18 protein-coding genes are annotated in these 17,305 nt (G+C 48.7%); 12 read left to right on the top strand and 6 right to left on the bottom strand.

Annotated elements, in window-relative coordinates:
- Positions 1–80: 80 nt before the first annotated feature.
- From Q1B04_RS11745 to Q1B04_RS11720, 6 genes are all read right to left on the bottom strand, one after another.
- The gene (locus Q1B04_RS11745) at positions 81–797 is read right to left on the bottom strand and encodes an SAM-dependent methyltransferase (RefSeq protein ID WP_299759008.1); all 717 of its coding nucleotides are present in this window, start codon (positions 795–797) and stop codon (positions 81–83) included.
- 246 nt (positions 798–1,043) lie between these two features.
- Positions 1,044–1,814 carry an alpha/beta fold hydrolase gene (locus Q1B04_RS11740; protein ID WP_299759007.1) on the bottom strand — a complete coding sequence of 257 codons (771 nt, stop codon included), beginning with the start codon at positions 1,812–1,814 and terminating at the stop codon, positions 1,044–1,046.
- Between the two features lie 50 nt (positions 1,815–1,864).
- Complete coding sequence (locus Q1B04_RS11735) at positions 1,865–2,491, bottom strand: hypothetical protein (RefSeq protein ID WP_299759006.1); 627 nt, start codon at positions 2,489–2,491, stop codon at positions 1,865–1,867.
- Between the two features lie 10 nt (positions 2,492–2,501).
- Positions 2,502–3,554, bottom strand: a complete 1,053-nt coding sequence (selD, locus tag Q1B04_RS11730) for a selenide, water dikinase SelD (protein WP_299759005.1) — start codon at positions 3,552–3,554, stop codon at positions 2,502–2,504.
- A gap of 2 nt (positions 3,555–3,556) precedes the next feature.
- Positions 3,557–4,585 carry a tRNA 2-selenouridine(34) synthase MnmH gene (mnmH, locus tag Q1B04_RS11725; RefSeq protein WP_299759004.1) on the bottom strand — a complete coding sequence of 343 codons (1,029 nt, stop codon included), beginning with the start codon at positions 4,583–4,585 and terminating at the stop codon, positions 3,557–3,559.
- On the bottom strand, positions 4,586–5,299 hold the full coding sequence (locus Q1B04_RS11720) for a pyridoxine 5'-phosphate synthase (protein ID WP_299759003.1): 714 nt from the start codon (positions 5,297–5,299) through the stop codon (positions 4,586–4,588). It abuts the gene before it with no gap.
- Positions 5,300–5,473: 174 nt separating this feature from the next.
- On the opposite strand from Q1B04_RS11720, the gene Q1B04_RS11715 reads away from it, so the two are divergent.
- From Q1B04_RS11715 to Q1B04_RS11660, 12 genes are all read left to right on the top strand, one after another.
- Positions 5,474–5,935 carry a GatB/YqeY domain-containing protein gene (locus tag Q1B04_RS11715; RefSeq protein WP_299759002.1) on the top strand — a complete coding sequence of 154 codons (462 nt, stop codon included), beginning with the start codon at positions 5,474–5,476 and terminating at the stop codon, positions 5,933–5,935.
- 122 nt (positions 5,936–6,057) lie between these two features.
- Positions 6,058–6,576 carry a CvpA family protein gene (locus Q1B04_RS11710; RefSeq protein ID WP_299759001.1) on the top strand — a complete coding sequence of 173 codons (519 nt, stop codon included), beginning with the start codon at positions 6,058–6,060 and terminating at the stop codon, positions 6,574–6,576.
- Positions 6,577–6,894: 318 nt separating this feature from the next.
- On the top strand, positions 6,895–7,467 hold the full coding sequence (locus Q1B04_RS11705; protein ID WP_299759000.1) for an aminodeoxychorismate/anthranilate synthase component II: 573 nt from the start codon (positions 6,895–6,897) through the stop codon (positions 7,465–7,467).
- Between the two features lie 171 nt (positions 7,468–7,638).
- Positions 7,639–8,415, top strand: a complete 777-nt coding sequence (locus Q1B04_RS11700) for an alpha/beta hydrolase (RefSeq protein WP_299758999.1) — start codon at positions 7,639–7,641, stop codon at positions 8,413–8,415.
- Positions 8,412–9,077 carry a cbs domain containing protein gene (locus Q1B04_RS11695; RefSeq protein ID WP_299758998.1) on the top strand — a complete coding sequence of 222 codons (666 nt, stop codon included), beginning with the start codon at positions 8,412–8,414 and terminating at the stop codon, positions 9,075–9,077. The genes Q1B04_RS11700 and Q1B04_RS11695 overlap by 4 nt, the downstream gene beginning before the upstream one ends.
- 95 nt (positions 9,078–9,172) lie before the next feature.
- Positions 9,173–10,477 (top strand): BamA/TamA family outer membrane protein, encoded by a 1,305-nt coding sequence (locus Q1B04_RS11690; RefSeq protein WP_299758997.1) that lies wholly within the window; start codon positions 9,173–9,175, stop codon positions 10,475–10,477.
- A 10-nt stretch (positions 10,478–10,487) separates the two neighbouring features.
- On the top strand, positions 10,488–11,375 hold the full coding sequence (locus tag Q1B04_RS11685) for an NAD kinase (protein ID WP_299758996.1): 888 nt from the start codon (positions 10,488–10,490) through the stop codon (positions 11,373–11,375).
- Between the two features lie 157 nt (positions 11,376–11,532).
- A complete protein-coding gene (locus Q1B04_RS11680; protein ID WP_299758995.1) occupies positions 11,533–12,480 on the top strand; it encodes a DUF6089 family protein in 948 nt (315 codons plus the stop codon).
- A 48-nt stretch (positions 12,481–12,528) separates the two neighbouring features.
- Positions 12,529–13,296: a DUF6089 family protein gene (locus Q1B04_RS11675; protein WP_299758994.1), complete on the top strand. Its 768-nt coding sequence runs from the start codon at positions 12,529–12,531 to the stop codon at positions 13,294–13,296.
- Positions 13,297–13,355: 59 nt separating this feature from the next.
- Entirely contained in the window at positions 13,356–14,099 is a 744-nt protein-coding gene (locus Q1B04_RS11670; protein WP_299758993.1) for an isoprenyl transferase, read from the top strand.
- 11 nt (positions 14,100–14,110) lie between these two features.
- Entirely contained in the window at positions 14,111–16,621 is a 2,511-nt protein-coding gene (gene bamA / locus Q1B04_RS11665; RefSeq protein ID WP_299758992.1) for an outer membrane protein assembly factor BamA, read from the top strand.
- An 18-nt stretch (positions 16,622–16,639) separates the two neighbouring features.
- Positions 16,640–17,296: an OmpH family outer membrane protein gene (locus Q1B04_RS11660; RefSeq protein WP_299758991.1), complete on the top strand. Its 657-nt coding sequence runs from the start codon at positions 16,640–16,642 to the stop codon at positions 17,294–17,296.
- Positions 17,297–17,305 lie beyond the last annotated feature (9 nt).

Here is a 17,305-nt window from a genome sequence, read left to right as displayed (position 1 = left end):
TTCCGAGGGCCTTTTCTTTTGCATAAAAAAGCCTCAGTGTTGTTTGCTGAGGCTTCTGCTTTTATGGAAGCGGTTTTCTTTTACCTATAAATTAGAAACACCGCCGGCTGCTTGTGTATGTCCGGCAGCTTGCCGCGCCACTGGCTTATACTTCTGGTCTGGATGAACTCGTGCTCCGGGGAGGTGATGTTGGCGGCGATGCAGAGTTTTGTGTCGGGGTGCAGGGTGGCGAGCAGGTCTTCGAGCAGCTTGTTGTTGCGGTAGGGCGTTTCCATAAAGATCTGCGTCTGGTTGCGCTGCTGCATCTCCTTCTCGAGTTGGCGCAGCGCCTGCAGCCGTGGGCCTTTCTCGATGGGCAGGTAGCCGTGGAAGCAGAACTGCTGCCCGCTGAAGCCGCTGGCCATTAAACTCAGAAGTATAGCCGACGGACCTGCAAAGGGCACTACCTTTATACTTTTCTGGTGGGCATACTTTACTACCTCAGCGCCGGGGTCTGCCACGCCGGGACAGCCGGCCTCCGAGATGATACCGGCATCTATGCCTTGCTCCAGCAGCGGTTTCAGCGAGGCCTGCACCTGTGCCGGAGAAGCATCCTTGTCTACCTGCACGAACTTTAGCTGCTCTATCACCAGCTCCGGGCAAATGCTTTTTACGTAGCGGCGGGCTGTGCGCAGATTTTCTACTATAAAATAAGTAAGGTGCTGCACCGTCTCTTTTACTTGCGGCGAAATAACCTGGTCTTGGGTGTTTTCTGCAAGTATGGTAGGTATCAAGTATAAAGTGCCGGTTTTCTTCATGGTGCAAAGGTAAAAGTAATTGCTGGAATGCTTTATCAATAAACTGTTGAGGCCTGTAAAAGTATAAACGAAACTGCCACAGCTTTTAGCAGTGGCAGCTTGTCGGGATCAGGATTTGCAGGATGTAAGGATGGACAGGATGACCTTCTAAAGTATAAATCAGAGCTAATATCCTGAGATGGATTATATAGATTTTATACTTTGTGCTAAAATCCTGCTCAACATGTAATCCAGTAAATCCTGAAGCTAGTCGGCGCTCAGGAAAGCTGTGACCAAATCATATACTTTGTCCGGAGCTTGGGCGTGTACCCAGTGGCCGGCCTCAGGTATGGTTTCTACCTCTACCAACGTGAAAAGGTGCTCAATGCTGCTGTAAATATCCTCTTGTTTGATGTAGCCAGACCGGCCACCCTTAATGAACAGCGCATGCTTTTTAAATGGAACATCTGCGGTAATGGCAGCGGCTATCTTCTCGTAGTTTTTTTCTAAAGCATCCAGGTTCATGCGCCAGCCGAAGGTACTATCCTCTTTGCGGTAGAGGTTTTTCATCAGGAAGAGGCGCACATCTTCTTCGCTTATACTTTTGGCCAGCTGCGCGTCTATCTCACCACGGCTGGTGGCTGTACTCAGATCCACTGACTGTAGTGCTTCTATAATTTCATCGTGGTGCGGCGGGTAAGCTTTTGGAGCGATGTCCACCACAATTAAACGTGTAAGTCTGGTGGGGTACTTCAGCGCATATTTCATGGCTACCTTGCCGCCCATCGAGTGCCCCATAATAGCGGGTGTCGGTATGTTGAGTTCATCCACCAGGCGCAGTACGTCGTCAGCCATAGCATCGTAATCGTGCTCATCGCTATGCGGGGAGCGGCCGTGGTTGCGCAAGTCTACCAGAAACACATTGTAATGCTCTGCCAATCGCTTAGCCAGAGTGGCCCAGTTATCTAATGTGCCAAACAAACCGTGCAGAATCAGCAGCGGCTGGCCATGGCCCATTTCCTTATAGTGTAGTTTCATGTTTATAAGAGGTCAATTGTCAATATTCTCGTTTTCTACGGGATTATAGTCTATGTTGATAGAGGTTGTTCAAAATTTCGAGACGTAAGATGTTTTATACTTACCAGTATAAGAAATAAAAGAGAAGCGAGTACAGGCCATAACTTAGATGCTGTTGGCAAGTAATATGATATACGATCAAGAAAGCTTGGCTCATCAGGAACAGGGAACATGCCTACTGTGCCACACACAAAGAGGTAATTACTTTCAATTTGTTTAACTGGCAAAGGGTACGCAACCCAAATACTCTCTCCATAAATAGCAAAGTACCTTAAGCTGTCGGCTTTAAAAGAGTTAATTAACTCTACAAAAGTGCCATAAGAAACAGAGTCCTGTAAGATAAAGTGTACGCCATTTAGAGTGTCTTCTGCGGCATATAAATCTTTTATAAGAAGCTTTGCTGATTCAATAGATTTATTGTCATTCGCTGAATTACCTGAAAGTATAAAGTCCTTGTAATTTCTCTTTAGCAAGGGATAGTATGCTTCATTCCTTGGATGGTATACGTTTATCTCGATAACCCTTTTATCTATCCTTTTGACTATATCAGCACCAATAAAAGATAAAATAAGAGGCAACAGGGCCAAGCTAATTAGCCCCGGAACATAGTATAGCTTCTTATGCTTGCCTCTGTTCATCTGCTGCAGCTTATATCACTCTTATCAGCTTATCGCTATTCTCCCGTTCCTTCAGCACGCCCAACGGCTCCAGCTGCAAACCGTGCTTCTCAAAAATCGCCAGTACTTCCTGGCGGCCAGCCGGGTCTACGGCAACAAGCAGGCCGCCGCTGGTTTGCGGGTCGCAGAGCAGGTGCTTCTGATCTGGGGTTAGCTCGCCAAGTTTGTGGCCGTAGCTGTCGAAGTTGCGGTGCGTGCCGCCCGGAATGGCTTTCTGCGCCAGGTACTCCAGCGCCTCTGGTATTACAGGCACTTTGTTAAAGTATACTTCTGCTGCCAGGTTGCTGCCTTCGCACATCTCCGAGAGGTGGCCCATCAACCCGAAACCAGTTACGTCGGTCATAGCTTTTACCTGTGGCAGTTGGCCCAGTTCCGCGCCTATTTTGTTTAGCTGCATCATTTGCTGCGGTGCCAGCTGCGTGTGCTCGGGTTTAAGTATAGCTTTTTTCTGAGATGTGGAAAGTATACCTACGCCCAATGGTTTGGTTAAGTATAACTCGCAACCGGCGGTGGCGGTGTCGTTTTGCTTGAGGTTTTTGATATCTACCATACCGGTTACGGCCAATCCAAAGATCGGCTCAGGGCTATCAATACTATGTCCGCCGGCCAATGGAATACCGGCTTCATGGCAAATGCTGCGGCTGCCTTCTATCACGCGTTTGGCTACTTCGGGGGCCAGTTTGTCGATAGGCCAGCCCAGTACGGCAATCGCCATCATAGGGGTTCCGCCCATGGCATACACATCCGAAATGGCATTGGCTGAAGCAATGCGTCCAAAGTCGTAGGCATCATCCACAATCGGCATAAAGAAGTCGGTGGTGCTAATAACAGCGCGGCCCTGACCGATATCGTACACAGCGGCATCGTCGCGGGAGCTGTTGCCCACCAGCAGGTTTTTCTCCTCCGGGTAATGCACATCAGAGTGAAGTATGGCATCGAGCACCTTCGGGGATATTTTGCAGCCGCAACCGGCGCCATGGCTGTATTGGGTTAGTTTTATGTTTTCGGTGGATGTGGATTCCATTTTTAAAGCAAGTTATGTTGTTTGGCAAAGGCTACCACAAGGGCAGCGTTCTCTTCGGGGTCTATACCTGGCAGCTCCAGCGGCAGCACCTGCTGCTTTTTAGCCAGCTCAAAAGTATAGGCTTTATCGTAATACGTAAGCGCGATCTCCACCATCTTCTCCATGTCGCCGTCTGATATGGCGGAAAGTGCTTCTTTAGTAGCCAGTCCGCCCAGGCGTTTTTTTATCTTTAGGATGGCTGTGGCAAGTATGGCTTCGTTGGTGCGGCAGTATTCCTGTGCTAGCTTTTGTACGCGCAGCTTATGCGGCACCTGCAGCACAAGGGTAGGCGCAGCTTGCATCTGGTCAAAGAGCGGTTTAGGCATCTGTACTTTGCCGATGGTTATACTTTCATCTTCCAGCCACAGCGGCTGCTCCTCATTCAGTTTCAGCAGTTCTGTGCCCAGCAGGTTTTCAAAATGCTCGGTGCTGGGCTGCGAGGCCATGCCTATACTTCCGAAGGCAGAACCTTTGTGGCTGGCCAAACCCTCCAGGTCTATACTTTGCTGGCCGTGCTTTTGCAGGTACGGCAGAATGTCGGTTTTGCCGCTGCCCGTAAGTCCGCTAAGTATAAGTAGCTTACGGGACTGCTCAAATTCGGCATGCACCAGGCGGCGGTAAGCTTTGTAACCGCCCTGTAGCAGGTGCACTTTCAAACCAGAGAAACCAAGTAGCCACGCCATAGCACCGCTGCGCATGCCGCCGCGCCAGCAATGCACCAACACCTCCTTGCCTGTAGCCAGTTTATTGGCCTGCTTCACAAACTCCGACATCCTTGGCCCGAATAAATCCAGACCGATCAGTACTGCCGGATCATGGCCCTGCTGCTTATAGGCGGTGCCTACTCTGGCGCGTTGCTCATCATCAAAAATAGGGAAAGAGTACGCTGCCGGTATATGCCCAGCCGCGTACTCTTTCGGCGCGCGCACATCCAGCACGGGCAGCTGTTCGGCCTTCTGCAAAAACTCCTGTATGCTAATGCTATTTACCATCTACTTGAGCTGGCGCAGGTACAGCTGTATGGTATTCTCCAAACCAAAGTATAAAGCATCACAGATCAGGGCGTGGCCGATGCTAACTTCCATCAGGTTCGGCAGCGTGCCGTGCAGGTATTTCAGGTTATCCAGGTCCAAGTCGTGGCCGGCGTTCAGGCCCAGGTTGTATTCCTGTGCTTTTAGGGCAGCTTGCAAGTATGGGGCAATGGCTTCCTCGCGGTTTTGATGGTAACCGCTGGCGTAGGCTTCCGTGTATAGCTCAATGCGATCAGTGTTAACAGCGGCGGCACCTTCCACCATCTGTTCTATTGGGTCCACGAAAATAGATGTGCGGATGCCGAGCTCCTTCAGCTCCCCGATCACATCTGTCAGAAAATCCTTATGCTTTATAGTGTCCCAGCCGGCGTTGGAGGTGATGGCGTCGGGTGCGTCTGGTACCAGCGTAGCCTGCTCCGGGCGTACTTCTTTTACCAGTTTCAGAAAGTCCGGCGTTGGGTTGCCTTCTATGTTGAATTCGGTTGTTACGATTTCCTGTAAATCATATACATCGCGGTAGCGGATGTGGCGCTCGTCGGGGCGCGGGTGCACCGTAATGCCTTCCGCACCGAAACGCTCACAATCCTTTGCCGTCTGCACAACATTTGGCCTGTCGCCGCCGCGGGCGTTCCGCAGCGTAGCTATTTTGTTTATATTTACACTCAGTTTTGTCATGGCTTTGTTTTACGGGCCGCTGCCCTGTCATCGTCTAACGTAATAGAATGACTAAATTAATGGAATTTTGTTTAAGATGACAGCCTCTTGCCATAGCCATGGCCGCGTATAAAAAAGCGTCTGCCGCGTAAGCAGTAGCACCTCAACCTGATAAAAGTATATAAACCAGAAACTATGACACTAAAGCAACGCATTGATGCCGACATTAAACAAGCTATGTTGGCCAAAGATAAAGCCCGTTTGCAGGCGCTTAGAAGTATAAAATCCCAAATTCTGCTAGCCGAAACAGAGAAAGGCGGCACAGAGGGCATCTCTCAGGATACAGAAATGAAGCTGCTGACCAAGGCCGCCAAGCAGCGCCGCGAATCGGCAGAACTGTATGCCCAGCAGGGCCGCGCAGACCTGGAGCAGATTGAGCTGGCCGAGCTGGCCGTGATTGAGGATTACCTGCCAAAGCAGCTCGATGAAGGCGATTTGCGCACGCGCCTGGTTGAGATTATCCAGCGTGTGGGTGCCACTGGGCCTTCAGACATGGGCAAGGTAATGGGCATAGCCACCAAAGAGCTGGCAGGGCAGGCCGACGGCCGCGCTATTTCGCAGACGGTGGGCGACCTGCTGAGCAATACTGACTTTTAAAGTATAAATTTGCAGCTGCCGCCGCCTTGCAAGGCGGCGGCAGCTGCAAATTTATAAAATAAGTATGGCCTGGCTATACTTTAGAAGTATGATTTCCTGCTGCTTCTACTTTTTATGATATTATGAGTACGTTAGATTTTTTCCTGGCTATTCCGATTGCTTACGGCGCATTTATGGGCTTCCGGAAGGGGCTGCTGCTGGAGCTGGTGTCGTTGGTGGCGTTGGTGCTGGCCATACTTGGCGGCCTTAAACTGCTGGATACGGCCCTGCCTCTAATGGCCGGTTTTCTCGGCGATGCGCACGGGCTGCTGCCTTACGTTACCTTTTTGGTAGTGTTTGTGGGTATCATTCTGATTATACATCTGGGTGGCCTGCTGCTCAAAAAAGTAATTGACTTTACGCCCTTCGGTCTTTTCGATAATATGCTTGGGAGTATCTTGGGTGCCCTGAAATGGTGCCTGGCCCTAAGCCTGCTGCTCTATATTTCGGATATGGCCGGAATCAGTATTGCGAAGGATACGGCTGATGCCTCTATGGTATACCCGGTGGTGCTCAAAACCACACCCTACGCCCTCGACATCCTGAGCTACGTGCTCCCGTTCATCAAAGCTCTGATAACATCGCTGCGCCAACACTTTTAGGAGTTAGAAAGTTAGAAAGTTAAAAAGTGAATAATTTTCGGGAGTAGAATTTATTGATCAAGCTGATTTATACTTGGAAGCTGTTTAGAATATTGGTTATAGGGCCTACACCCGCCATTATTAGTGTTTTTCACCAACAATCAAAATGCGGATGCTGTAAATCTTGCTGGTGAAAACACGCAGCAAGGGCAGGCAGTGTAGTATGAATAAACTCTAAACAGGCTCTTGTATACATCATAGCACTTTAGAACAGCCGCTCAAGTATATGTAACTTTCTAACGCGCTAACTTTTTAACCTTCTAACTTTCCAGCTTTCCCATGCTTTTGCTGCTCGATAACTTCGACTCTTTTACTTATAACCTGGTGGATTATTTTGGCCGGTTAGGGGTAGAGGTGCAGGTAATCCGGAACGATGTGCCGCTGCAGGAGCTGCAGAAGCTGCCAATAGAGGCGATTGTGCTTTCTCCGGGGCCGGGTGCTCCGGCGGGTGCGGGAAGTATGATGGAAGTGATCCAATATTACCACAACCGCGTGCCGATGCTTGGAATTTGCCTGGGGCACCAGGCGCTGGGTGAGTTTTTTGGTGCAAAGCTGGAGAAAGGGCTGCGGCCAATGCACGGTAAGCTGTCAGAAATCAGCTGCGAGCCTGATCCGATATTCAAAGGTTTGCCTGCCACCATGCCGGTGGTGCGTTATCACTCGCTGGTGCTGCGGCACATACCCGAAAGTATACTGCCGCTCGCGTACACCGCCGAGGGCGAGCTAATGGCGTTTCGGCACAAAGAGCTGCCGTTATATGCGTTGCAGTTTCACCCGGAAGCGGCGCTTACTACTTATGGTTTGCAGATGCTTCAAAATTGGGCTAGTATTGCGCATGCATCGGGCCAATAAAGCTTAAAGTTTCATTTTAGTTTTTAATTTTAAGCAACAAACAGGCAGATTTATACTTTAGCAGGCTCTTTGCCCGCAGAAGCAGCAAGTTTTTGAACCCGGTTTTGCCGCACAAAGTATAAAGTGTAACATGCGCTGAGTTCACGTTTATTTTAAAGATTTTTTCGATTCATGGATTTACAAGTCAGACAAGAAGGAGAATATCAGTATATTGATGAGGGAGAAGGAGAAGTACTGCTGCTGCTGCACGGTCTTTTCGGGGCACTCAGCAACTGGAACGGCGTTGTAGACCATTTCTCGAAAAATTACCGCGTGGTTATTCCGCTGATGCCGATCTATGAAATGGCGCTGCACAAGGCCGGCGTGCCGGGGCTGGTGAATTTTGTGGAAGGCTTCGTTAAGTTTAAAAAGCTGAATAACCTGACGCTGCTGGGCAACTCGCTGGGCGGCCATGTGGGGCTGGTTTATACTTTAAATAACCCTACTGCGGTAAAGCGCCTGGTACTTACGGGCAGCTCCGGCCTTTTTGAGGACTCCATGGGCGGTTCGTTTCCGAAGCGCGGCAACTATGAGTACGTGGAGGAGCGCGTAGGCTATACTTTCTACGATCCTAAAACGGCCACTAAGGAGCTGGTGGATGAGGTGTTCGCCATCACCAACAGCAACGCCAAGTGCTTGCGCATCATCGCCATCGCCAAATCGGCGCAGCGCCACAATATGGCCAAAGATATCACAAACATTAAGGTGCCCACGTTGTTAATCTGGGGACTGAACGATACCATCACGCCTCCGCTGGTGGCTTATGAGTTTAACAGGCTCATAGAATCCTCCGATTTATACTTTATTGATAAGTGCGGGCACGCCCCCATGATGGAACATCCGGAGAAGTTTAACAGTATCTTAGAGAAATATTTAGAAAGAACACCCATAACCGTCTCATCCGTATGATCGCAGAAGAACTCATCAACCAAATGATTCCGCCGCTGAAGCTCTACGACACCGTAGATAAGGCTTTGCGTTGGATGGATGAGTTCCGCGTAAACGAGTTGCCGGTAGTAAGCAACCGCAAGTACATGGGCCTGGCAACGGAGCTAAGTCTAATTGAAATGCCTGACCGCACTCGCCAGTTAAAAGACCTTGAACTGGAGTTTCAGGAGGTGCACGTGCAGGGGCAGCAGCACTTTTACGATGTGATGGAGGCTGCCATCAAAAACAAAATACAGGTAGTGGCCGTGCTTGATGAGGAGCTGGACTACATGGGCGTGATCACCATCAACGATACTTTGGCAGCTTTTGGGCAGATGTCGGCGCTGCAGGGGCAGGGAAGTATACTCGTGCTCTCCATGCCGGAGCGAGACTACTCGCTGGCCCAGATCAGCCGCCTGATAGAGGAGGAAAACAGCAAGATCCTGAGCGCCTACGTGTCGCCAGACGAGCTGGACCCTTACAAAATCAAGCTGACACTGAAGCTGAACACCACCGACCTTAGCCGCATCATTGCTACCTTAGAGCGCTTCGAATACCGCATCACCGCCCAGTTTAATGACAACACTGAGTACGATGTGGGCCGCGACCGACTTGATATGCTCTTCAAATACCTTGATATTTAACGCTCGCAGAAATGCTGGTGCGGGTTTACCTACTTGTTTTTATACTTTTAACCGGAGCTGCTGGGCTAGCTGCGCCTTGTGCTGTACCCAAAGTGGTGATAGCGGATATCAGCTTAACCGGTAACGAAATCACCAAAAGCCAGGTAATGCTGCGCGAGCTCACTTTCTCGCCCGGCGATACCATACGCACAGAGGAACTGGAGCTACTGCTGCAGGAGAACCAGAAGCGCCTGTTCAACCTCCGCCTGTTTCATCATGTAAACTATACTTATACTTGCGCAGATGGGCAAGTGCAGGTGACGTATGAGGTGCAGGAGCGGTTTTACCTTTACCCCATCCCGATTTTTGATTTTGCAGATCGCAACTTTAACGCCTGGCTCGAGAAGAAAGACTGGAGCCGGATAGATTACGGCATTAACCTGACCCGCAGAAACTTTAGGGGGCGAAACGAGGAGGTGCGTGTGCGGGTGCAGCGGGGTTTTAACAAGCGGCTGGAGCTGGCTTACCGCATCCCGTATGTATGGCGCAAGTATAATTTAGGAGCCGATTTTTCTGTATCCGACTACCGTAGCCGCACCATCAGCTACACCAACCTGAACAACAAGCAACGTTTTTTTGAGCAACAGAACGGAATGCCTATCAAGCGTGCTGCCGTATCAGCGGCATTGGTGCATAGGCAGGACGTGCAGCGACAGGCGGGCCTGAGGCTATCGTACTACAACGAGCAAATTTCCGACTCTGTAACTTTTCTGAACCCGGAATACTACCGAAATGAACAGCAGGAGCGGCAGTACCTGCGGGTGGAGTTATACAAGGTGATCAATTTGCGGAATAATTTCTCTTACCCAACGGCAGGTAGCTATTTTGAGGCGGGTCTTGCGCAAACGCTTTTCATGGCTAGCTCAGGCAGCCCATATACTACGGCCCGCGCTAAGTATGTGCAGTACATGCCTCTTTCGGATAAGTATACGTACATGGCTGGGGCAGAGGGGCAGCTGCGGTTGGCCGGCAAGCACGCCTTCGCTGATAATATTGCGCTGGGCTACAGGTCTTACGTGCGGGGTTACGAGCTATACGTGGTAGGCGGGCAGCATTACGGCCTTTTTAAGCAGGGCCTTACGCGGCAGCTGCTGGATATTAAAAGTATAAAGCTTACATTTATAGATAATCCGAAGTTCAATAGTGTGCCTCTGGCGTTGTACCTGAATGCTTTTACAGATGCCGGTTATGTGGTAGACGAGGTGTTTGAACAGCAGAACCCGCTTACAAACCGCCTGCTGCTTGGCAGCGGGCTGGGGCTGCATGCCGTCACCTTCTATGATATTGTGCTGCGCCTGGAGTACACTTTAAACCGAGAGGGGGACAAGGGATTGTATTTTAGTGCAAGATTTCCTTTTTAAGAACAACAGAATGAATATAGCCATACTTGGGAAGCCTTTCACGGATGACATTGCGCCATACATTCAGGCGCTTTTCGATGAGCTGCAGCGCCGTAAGGCCAATTTATACTTAGTGGAGCATTTTGAGCTGTACCTCAAAAACACCATCAATCTACCTACAGGTATCGAGACTTTCAGGCGCGGAGATAGGCTGGAGGGTGTGGACGTGGTGCTGAGTGTAGGCGGAGACGGAACCCTGCTGGATACGGTTACTTACGTAGGTGCCAGGCAGATACCTATACTTGGTATCAATACCGGCCGCCTCGGCTTTCTGGCCACCATCCCTTACGATAGTATAAACATTGCTTTAGATGCGCTTTACAAAGGCCACTACACGTTAGACGACCGTGCCCTGATTCGGGTAGACTCAGATCAGGAAGTATTTAACGGCATTAACTTTGGGTTAAATGAGTTTAGCGTACTAAAGCGTGATACATCGTCTATGATTGTGGCGCATACGTATATAGATGGTGAATATTTAAATTCTTATTGGGGCGATGGCTTGGTAGTGGCCACGCCTACAGGATCAACGGGGTACTCGCTTAGCTGCGGGGGGCCATTGGTGCTGCCACAGACCAACAATTTTGTCATTTCGCCCGTATGTCCGCATAACCTTAACGTGCGGCCAATGATTGTGTCAGACCGCAGCGTTATTTCGTTTGAAGTGGAGGGCCGCAGCAGCAGCTATTTGGCTGCGCTGGACTCCAGGTCTACACCAGTGGATATGAATGTGCAGTTGGCTGTTCGGAGGGAGGCTTTTGTAGCCAGGTTAGTAAAGCTACATCATGTTAATTTTTTGTCGACGCTTCGGAGCAAGCTAAATTGGGGGCTTGACAAACGGAACACACAGATAAAATAATATTAAATATATCCGTTATATTATTTTATTAATCAGCTATTTCAATTATTTTTGGCTTCTATTAATTTAGGGCGAATATAAGCTTGCTGAAACGCTACTTTTTAGATATTTCTCTGTTATGAAGAAACTTTGTACTCTTGTTTTAACACTTGGTTTTATGCTTACACTTGTTGCGACTGACGCTGTGGCGCAGCGCTGGACAAAGCGTAAGCAGTATGGTAGCGTAGGCGTGACCTTCGGTGCTATGAACTACTTCGGGGATATCGTGCCTCAGCCAGACTTTACGAGCTTCCGCTTTAAGTCTACCAGGCCAAGTGCAGGCATTAGCTATACTTACCGCTTTTCACCGCGCTTCTCGTACCGTGCGGGTTTTACATGGGGACGCATTACAGGCGATGATGCCCTGAGTGCTTCTCAAAATGAAGGAGAAAACAGAGGCCGCTTCGGCAGAAATCTTTCCTTCCGAAATGATATCAAGGAAGTTAGCGCAGTTGCCATTGTGGATCTGTTTGAGAACCGCAGCACTTTTCAGCGCCGTCCTGATTTTGTGCCTTACGCTTTTGCAGGTGTGGCTGTAATGCACCATAACCCAAAAGCCTATTACGAAAGTGGGTCGCAGGGCAACTTTGGTAATGCTGATATCTCAACAGGTTGGTATGAATTGCAACCTTTAGGTACCGAAGGACAGTATGCTGATGGTGGAGATTATCCAGAGCCTTACAAAAGAGTGCAATTTGCCATTCCGTTTGGTTTAGGTGTTCGTTATAAGATCGACAGATACTGGGACCTGAGCCTGGAAATTGGCTGGAGAAAAACCTTTACAGATTACTTGGATGATGTTAGTACTAGCTATGCATCAAAAGCTGATATACTTGCAGGGGGAGGCGAAAACCCTACCGCAGCAGCTATATTAGCAGACAGAAGCGCAGGTTCAGGATTTACCACACAGCCTGATCAAAGCGGTACGCCTTATGCTGTTGTAAAAGGCTATGGTGATCCAGGCAGACAAAGAGGCGAGTCGTCAGATGATGACTGGTACATCACCACAGGCCTTACATTAAATTATATTTTATCACCGCGCGTTAGAAGTCCGAAGTTTAGATAATAGAACGGACAGCGCAAGCGTTGTTCAACTAAACTTTGTTCAGAATACATGACATTACGTACTTTACAGCAAACACTCCTTATTTGTCTATTTCTGCAGATAGGGAGTGTTTTTTTTGGCTCCGATGTAAACGCCCAAACATCTCAGCCTGTTACCACTTCAGAAATAGGTATAGGTATAGGCGGAGCCAACTATAAGGGAGAAATAGCGCCGAATTACCGTTTCCTGAATAACCAACCCGCTGTAACGGTGTTCTACCGTCGCGACATGTCTAATGCGCTTACCTTACGGGGAGGCCTGATGGGCAGCCACCGTATTGTGAATGACAACACTTTCAGCGACGAGGCCTTTGATGACCGTCCTTTTCACGCCTACCGCCAAGCTGAGCTGCGCTTAAGCCTGCTGGAGCTTTCCGGCGTGGTCGAGTATAACTTCCTCGATTACTACGACCGTACCCAAAGTCCGCGCCTATCGCCATACGTATTTGTAGGTGTGGCAGGCTTGCTCTACAATAAAAAACTAAACTTTGCCGGCAATGAGAGCAAAGAGTTTGACACAGATATGACAGTGGCCATTCCGTTTGGGGTAGGGTTAAAATATGCCCTAAGTACCCACTGGAACCTGGGGCTGGAATTTGGAGCCCGAAAAACTTTTACAGATAAGTTAGATCATCTAACCACTGAAGAATACCCGGAGAATATTGCAAACCCACACGATAACGACTGGTACTTCTACAACGGCATCAGCATTTCCTATACTTTTTACCGCTATAACTGCCCTCCTATCTACAAGAACAGGCCTGGCCTTTTAGATTAAGTCGCAATCTTTCACAAATTTGTCTTGCTTTTTGTAACTTGCAAGGAAATTGTGTTTTAATGAATTTGAAGGAGAAAGTAGACTTAGGCAATTTACCAAAGCACATAGCCGTTATTATGGACGGTAACGGGCGTTGGGCGAAAAGAAGAGGCGGACTTCGCATCTTCGGGCATCAGAACGCTGTAAAGGCCGTGCGCGATACAGTGGAGGCTGCAGCTGAACTTGGCGTTGAGTACTTAACGCTTTATGCTTTCTCTACTGAAAACTGGTCGAGGCCGGTAGAGGAAGTATCGGCACTGATGACGCTATTGGTATCTACCATCCGCAAGGAAACCGCTACCCTCAATAAAAATAACATTCGTCTGCAGACAGTTGGCAACACCGACAGCCTGCCAAAGGCTTGCCAGCGTGAGCTGATGGAGGCTATTGAGATTACGAAAGACAACAGCCGCATGACTTTGGTGCTGGCGCTAAGCTATAGCGGCCGCTGGGACATTACGCAAGCTATGCAACGCCTGGCCAGCGAAGTGGGTCATGGAAGTATAAAAGCCGACGAAATAAACGAAGCAGTTGTTGCCAACTACCTCTCTACAGCAGGCATACCTGACCCTGAACTGCTAATCAGGACTAGCGGAGAGCAGCGCATCAGCAATTTCCTGCTGTGGCAGTTAGCTTATACTGAATTATATATAACAGAGTTGCTTTGGCCTGATTTCAGAAGAGAGCACCTGTATGAAGCAATATTAGCTTACCAGAGCCGTGAGCGCCGTTTCGGTAAGACAAGTGAACAAATAACAAAGTGATAGACACTCGAATGACAAGATGTATCTGGGTGCTTGTGTTTCTGCTAATGGCAGGCACGGCCTCTTCTCAAGTACTAAACAGACCTGCCCAGTCGTCTCCGGTAGATTACCAGCAGCCCCGCCAGTATCGTATCGGTGAAATCTCGGTTAGCGGATACAAATTCCTGGACCCGATCGCACTTACCTCTCTGACAGGCCTGAAAGAAGGTGATATGATTACAGTGCCTGGTGAGGACATTAGCCGTGCTATACAGAACCTTTGGGATCAAGGGATTCTAGGTGATGTTGATGTCTCAGCCCGTACAGAAGGTGATGTTATCTATCTTACCTTTAACTTAACAGAACGTCCGCGCCTTTCTAATTTCCGCTTCTCCGGCATCAATAAATCGCAGGGGGAAACGCTGAGAGATAAAGTGCCGCTGCAGAAGGGCCGAATTGTGACAGACGCAGTTCTGAACAGCACCCGCAACGTAGTGCGGGAATACTACATTGATAAAAGTTACCTGAACGTAAAGGTAAATATTACCCAGCGCCCTGACTCTGTGCTGCCAAATAGCGTGGTGCTGAACATAAACGTGGATAAAGGCGATAAAGTAAAAGTTGGCGATATCGAGATTGTTGGCAACGATGCGTTTACGGATAAAAAACTCCAGCGCCAGCTCAAGAACACCAAAGAAAAACGCTTCTATAAAATATTTACCTCCTCTAAGTTTAACCGCACCAAATTTGAGGAAGACAAAGAGGCGCTAATCACATTCTACAACAGCCAGGGTTACCGCGATGCTACTATCGTTTCTGACTCCGTATACCGTATCAGCGAAGACCGCTTAGGTATACAAATCACAGTAGATGAGGGACAACAGTACTTCTATCGTAATATCATCTGGTCGGGCAACTACCTGTATAACGATGAATACTTGGCGCGTGTGTTAGGTATCAGCAAGGGAGATATATACGATCAGATAGAGTTGGAGAAGCGCCTGACTTATAACCCGGCAGGTGTAGACGTATCTGCCTTGTACCAGAACGACGGTTACCTTTTCTCGAGCATTACTCCGGTAGAGATGCGTGTAGACGGCGACTCTATTGACCTGGAAATGCGCGTGCAGGAAGGGCCGCAGGCAACAATCAACAAGATTCTTATCTCAGGTAACGATAAAACCAGTGACCACGTGATTTTGCGTGAGATCCGTACCTTGCCTGGGCAGAAGTATAGCCGTGATGACTTGATCAGAACTAGGAACGAATTAGCTGGTCTAGGCTATTTTGACCCTGAAACAATTGGCTTGAACCCAATCCCGAATCCGGCGGATGGTACAGTTGATATTGCCTATAGCGTAACAGAGAGACCAAATGACCAGATCAGTTTATCAGGTGGTTGGGGTGGCCCGATTGGTGCCGTAGGTACGGTTGGCCTGTCGCTAAACAACTTCTCTACCCGCAAAATGCTGGACCTGTCAGAGTGGAAACCTATACCTACTGGTGATGGGCAGCGCCTGTCGCTGAACGTACAGGCGAACGGTAAAGCTTACCAGTCTTACTCCTTCTCGTTCACAGAGCCTTGGCTAGGTGGCCGTAAGCCAAACTCGCTTTCAGTTAGCCTGTTTAAAACCATCTACAGAAGAGACCCTAGAGCTTATAACCCATATGCCGAAGTAGAGGATGTGAATGAGCTAAGCCGCCTTAATGTAGATGGTGTTGCTGTTAGCTTGGGCCGCCGACTAAACTGGCCGGATAACTACTTCTACATGAATCACTCGTTGTCTTACAACCGATACACGCTGAAAGATTATACTTTATTTGGCTCGTTTGATAACGGTATTTCAAACAGTATATCTATAGTAAATACAGTAGGCCGCTCAAGTATAGATAACCCAACCTTCCCGAGACGTGGTTCAACTTTCTCGCTGAGCGTAAACCTGACACCTCCATACTCGCTGTTCTCTGATCGTAAAGACGAGTTTGAATACATCGAATTTAATAAGTGGATGTTTGATGCCTCATACTTCATAAATGTGACGGGCAATTTAGTGTTCAACACAAGAGCGCACTTTGGCTTCCTGGGCACTTACAGCAAAGAAGCTAATATTGGACCTTTCGAGCGCTTTAAGCTTGGTGGCGCCGGCCTTGGTGGCGGTAACATCTTTGTGGGTACAGAATATATCGGCCTTCGCGGATATGATGACGAAAGAGTGATTAACACTAACACTGATATAGAATTGAGCCAAGCAGGAGGTATTGCTTACAACAAATTTGTGTTTGAGGCACGCCAATTAATCTCTCCTAACCCGGCTGCTACAATTTATGGCCTGGCTTTTGTAGAGGCTGGTAATAACTTCGGCAGTTACAAAAACTACAATCCGTTTAAGCTGTATCGATCTGCGGGTGTAGGTGCCAGAATCTTTATGGCGGCGTTTGGCTTACTCGGTTTTGACTATGCCTGGAGAATGGACGACCTACCTGGTGGAGCTAATGATAAGCGTGGCATGTTCCACTTCATTATTGGCCAGCAGATACGCTAAACCCAGAATTGAATTAGTATGAAGAAGTTTTTGTTCATCTTTTTAGCAGGCTTTTTGCTGGCGTCTGTTTCGCAAGCGCAGAAGATTGGCTATATTGACTCGGACTTTATCCTGAGTAAGATGCCGGCTTATAATAAAGTGCAGCAGGAGATGGACAAATACGCTGGGGCGTGGCAACGTGAAATAGAGCAGTTGCAGCAGCAGTCTGATCAGCTTAAGCAAGATTACAAAGCGGAAGAGGTGCTGCTGACAGATAAGATGAAGCAGAAACGACAGGCCGAGATAGCTAAAAAGGAAAATGAACTGCGCGATTACCAGCGGAAAGTTTTTGGTTATGAAGGTATGATGTTTAAGCGCCGCCAAGAGTTAATGCGCCCGATACAGGATGAAGTATTTACTGCTGTAGAGAAAGTAGCCAAGTCGCGAAGTGTTCAGATCATGTTCGACAAATCAGGCGATCTTGTCATGATCTACACAAATCCGGTGCATGATTATACAGAGTATGTGCTGGAAGAGCTTGGTCTAGCCTCAGATAGAAAGAATACGCCAGGTGCCCAGCCGGCCGATGCCATACAGGATGCCCCGGAAGACTTACCTGAAGTAGGAGCGGAAGAGCAGGAGCCGCAACAAGAGCAACCTGCCAGAAAATCAACAAAAAAGAAGTCTAACAACTAAACATCTAAA

Origin of the sequence: uncultured Pontibacter sp. (assembly GCF_947495565.1) — a bacterium.
Classification (GTDB): Bacteria; Bacteroidota; Bacteroidia; order Cytophagales; family Hymenobacteraceae; genus Pontibacter.
Note: the sequence above shows the minus strand (reverse complement) of the source record. Positions and strands in the feature narration are given on the sequence as shown.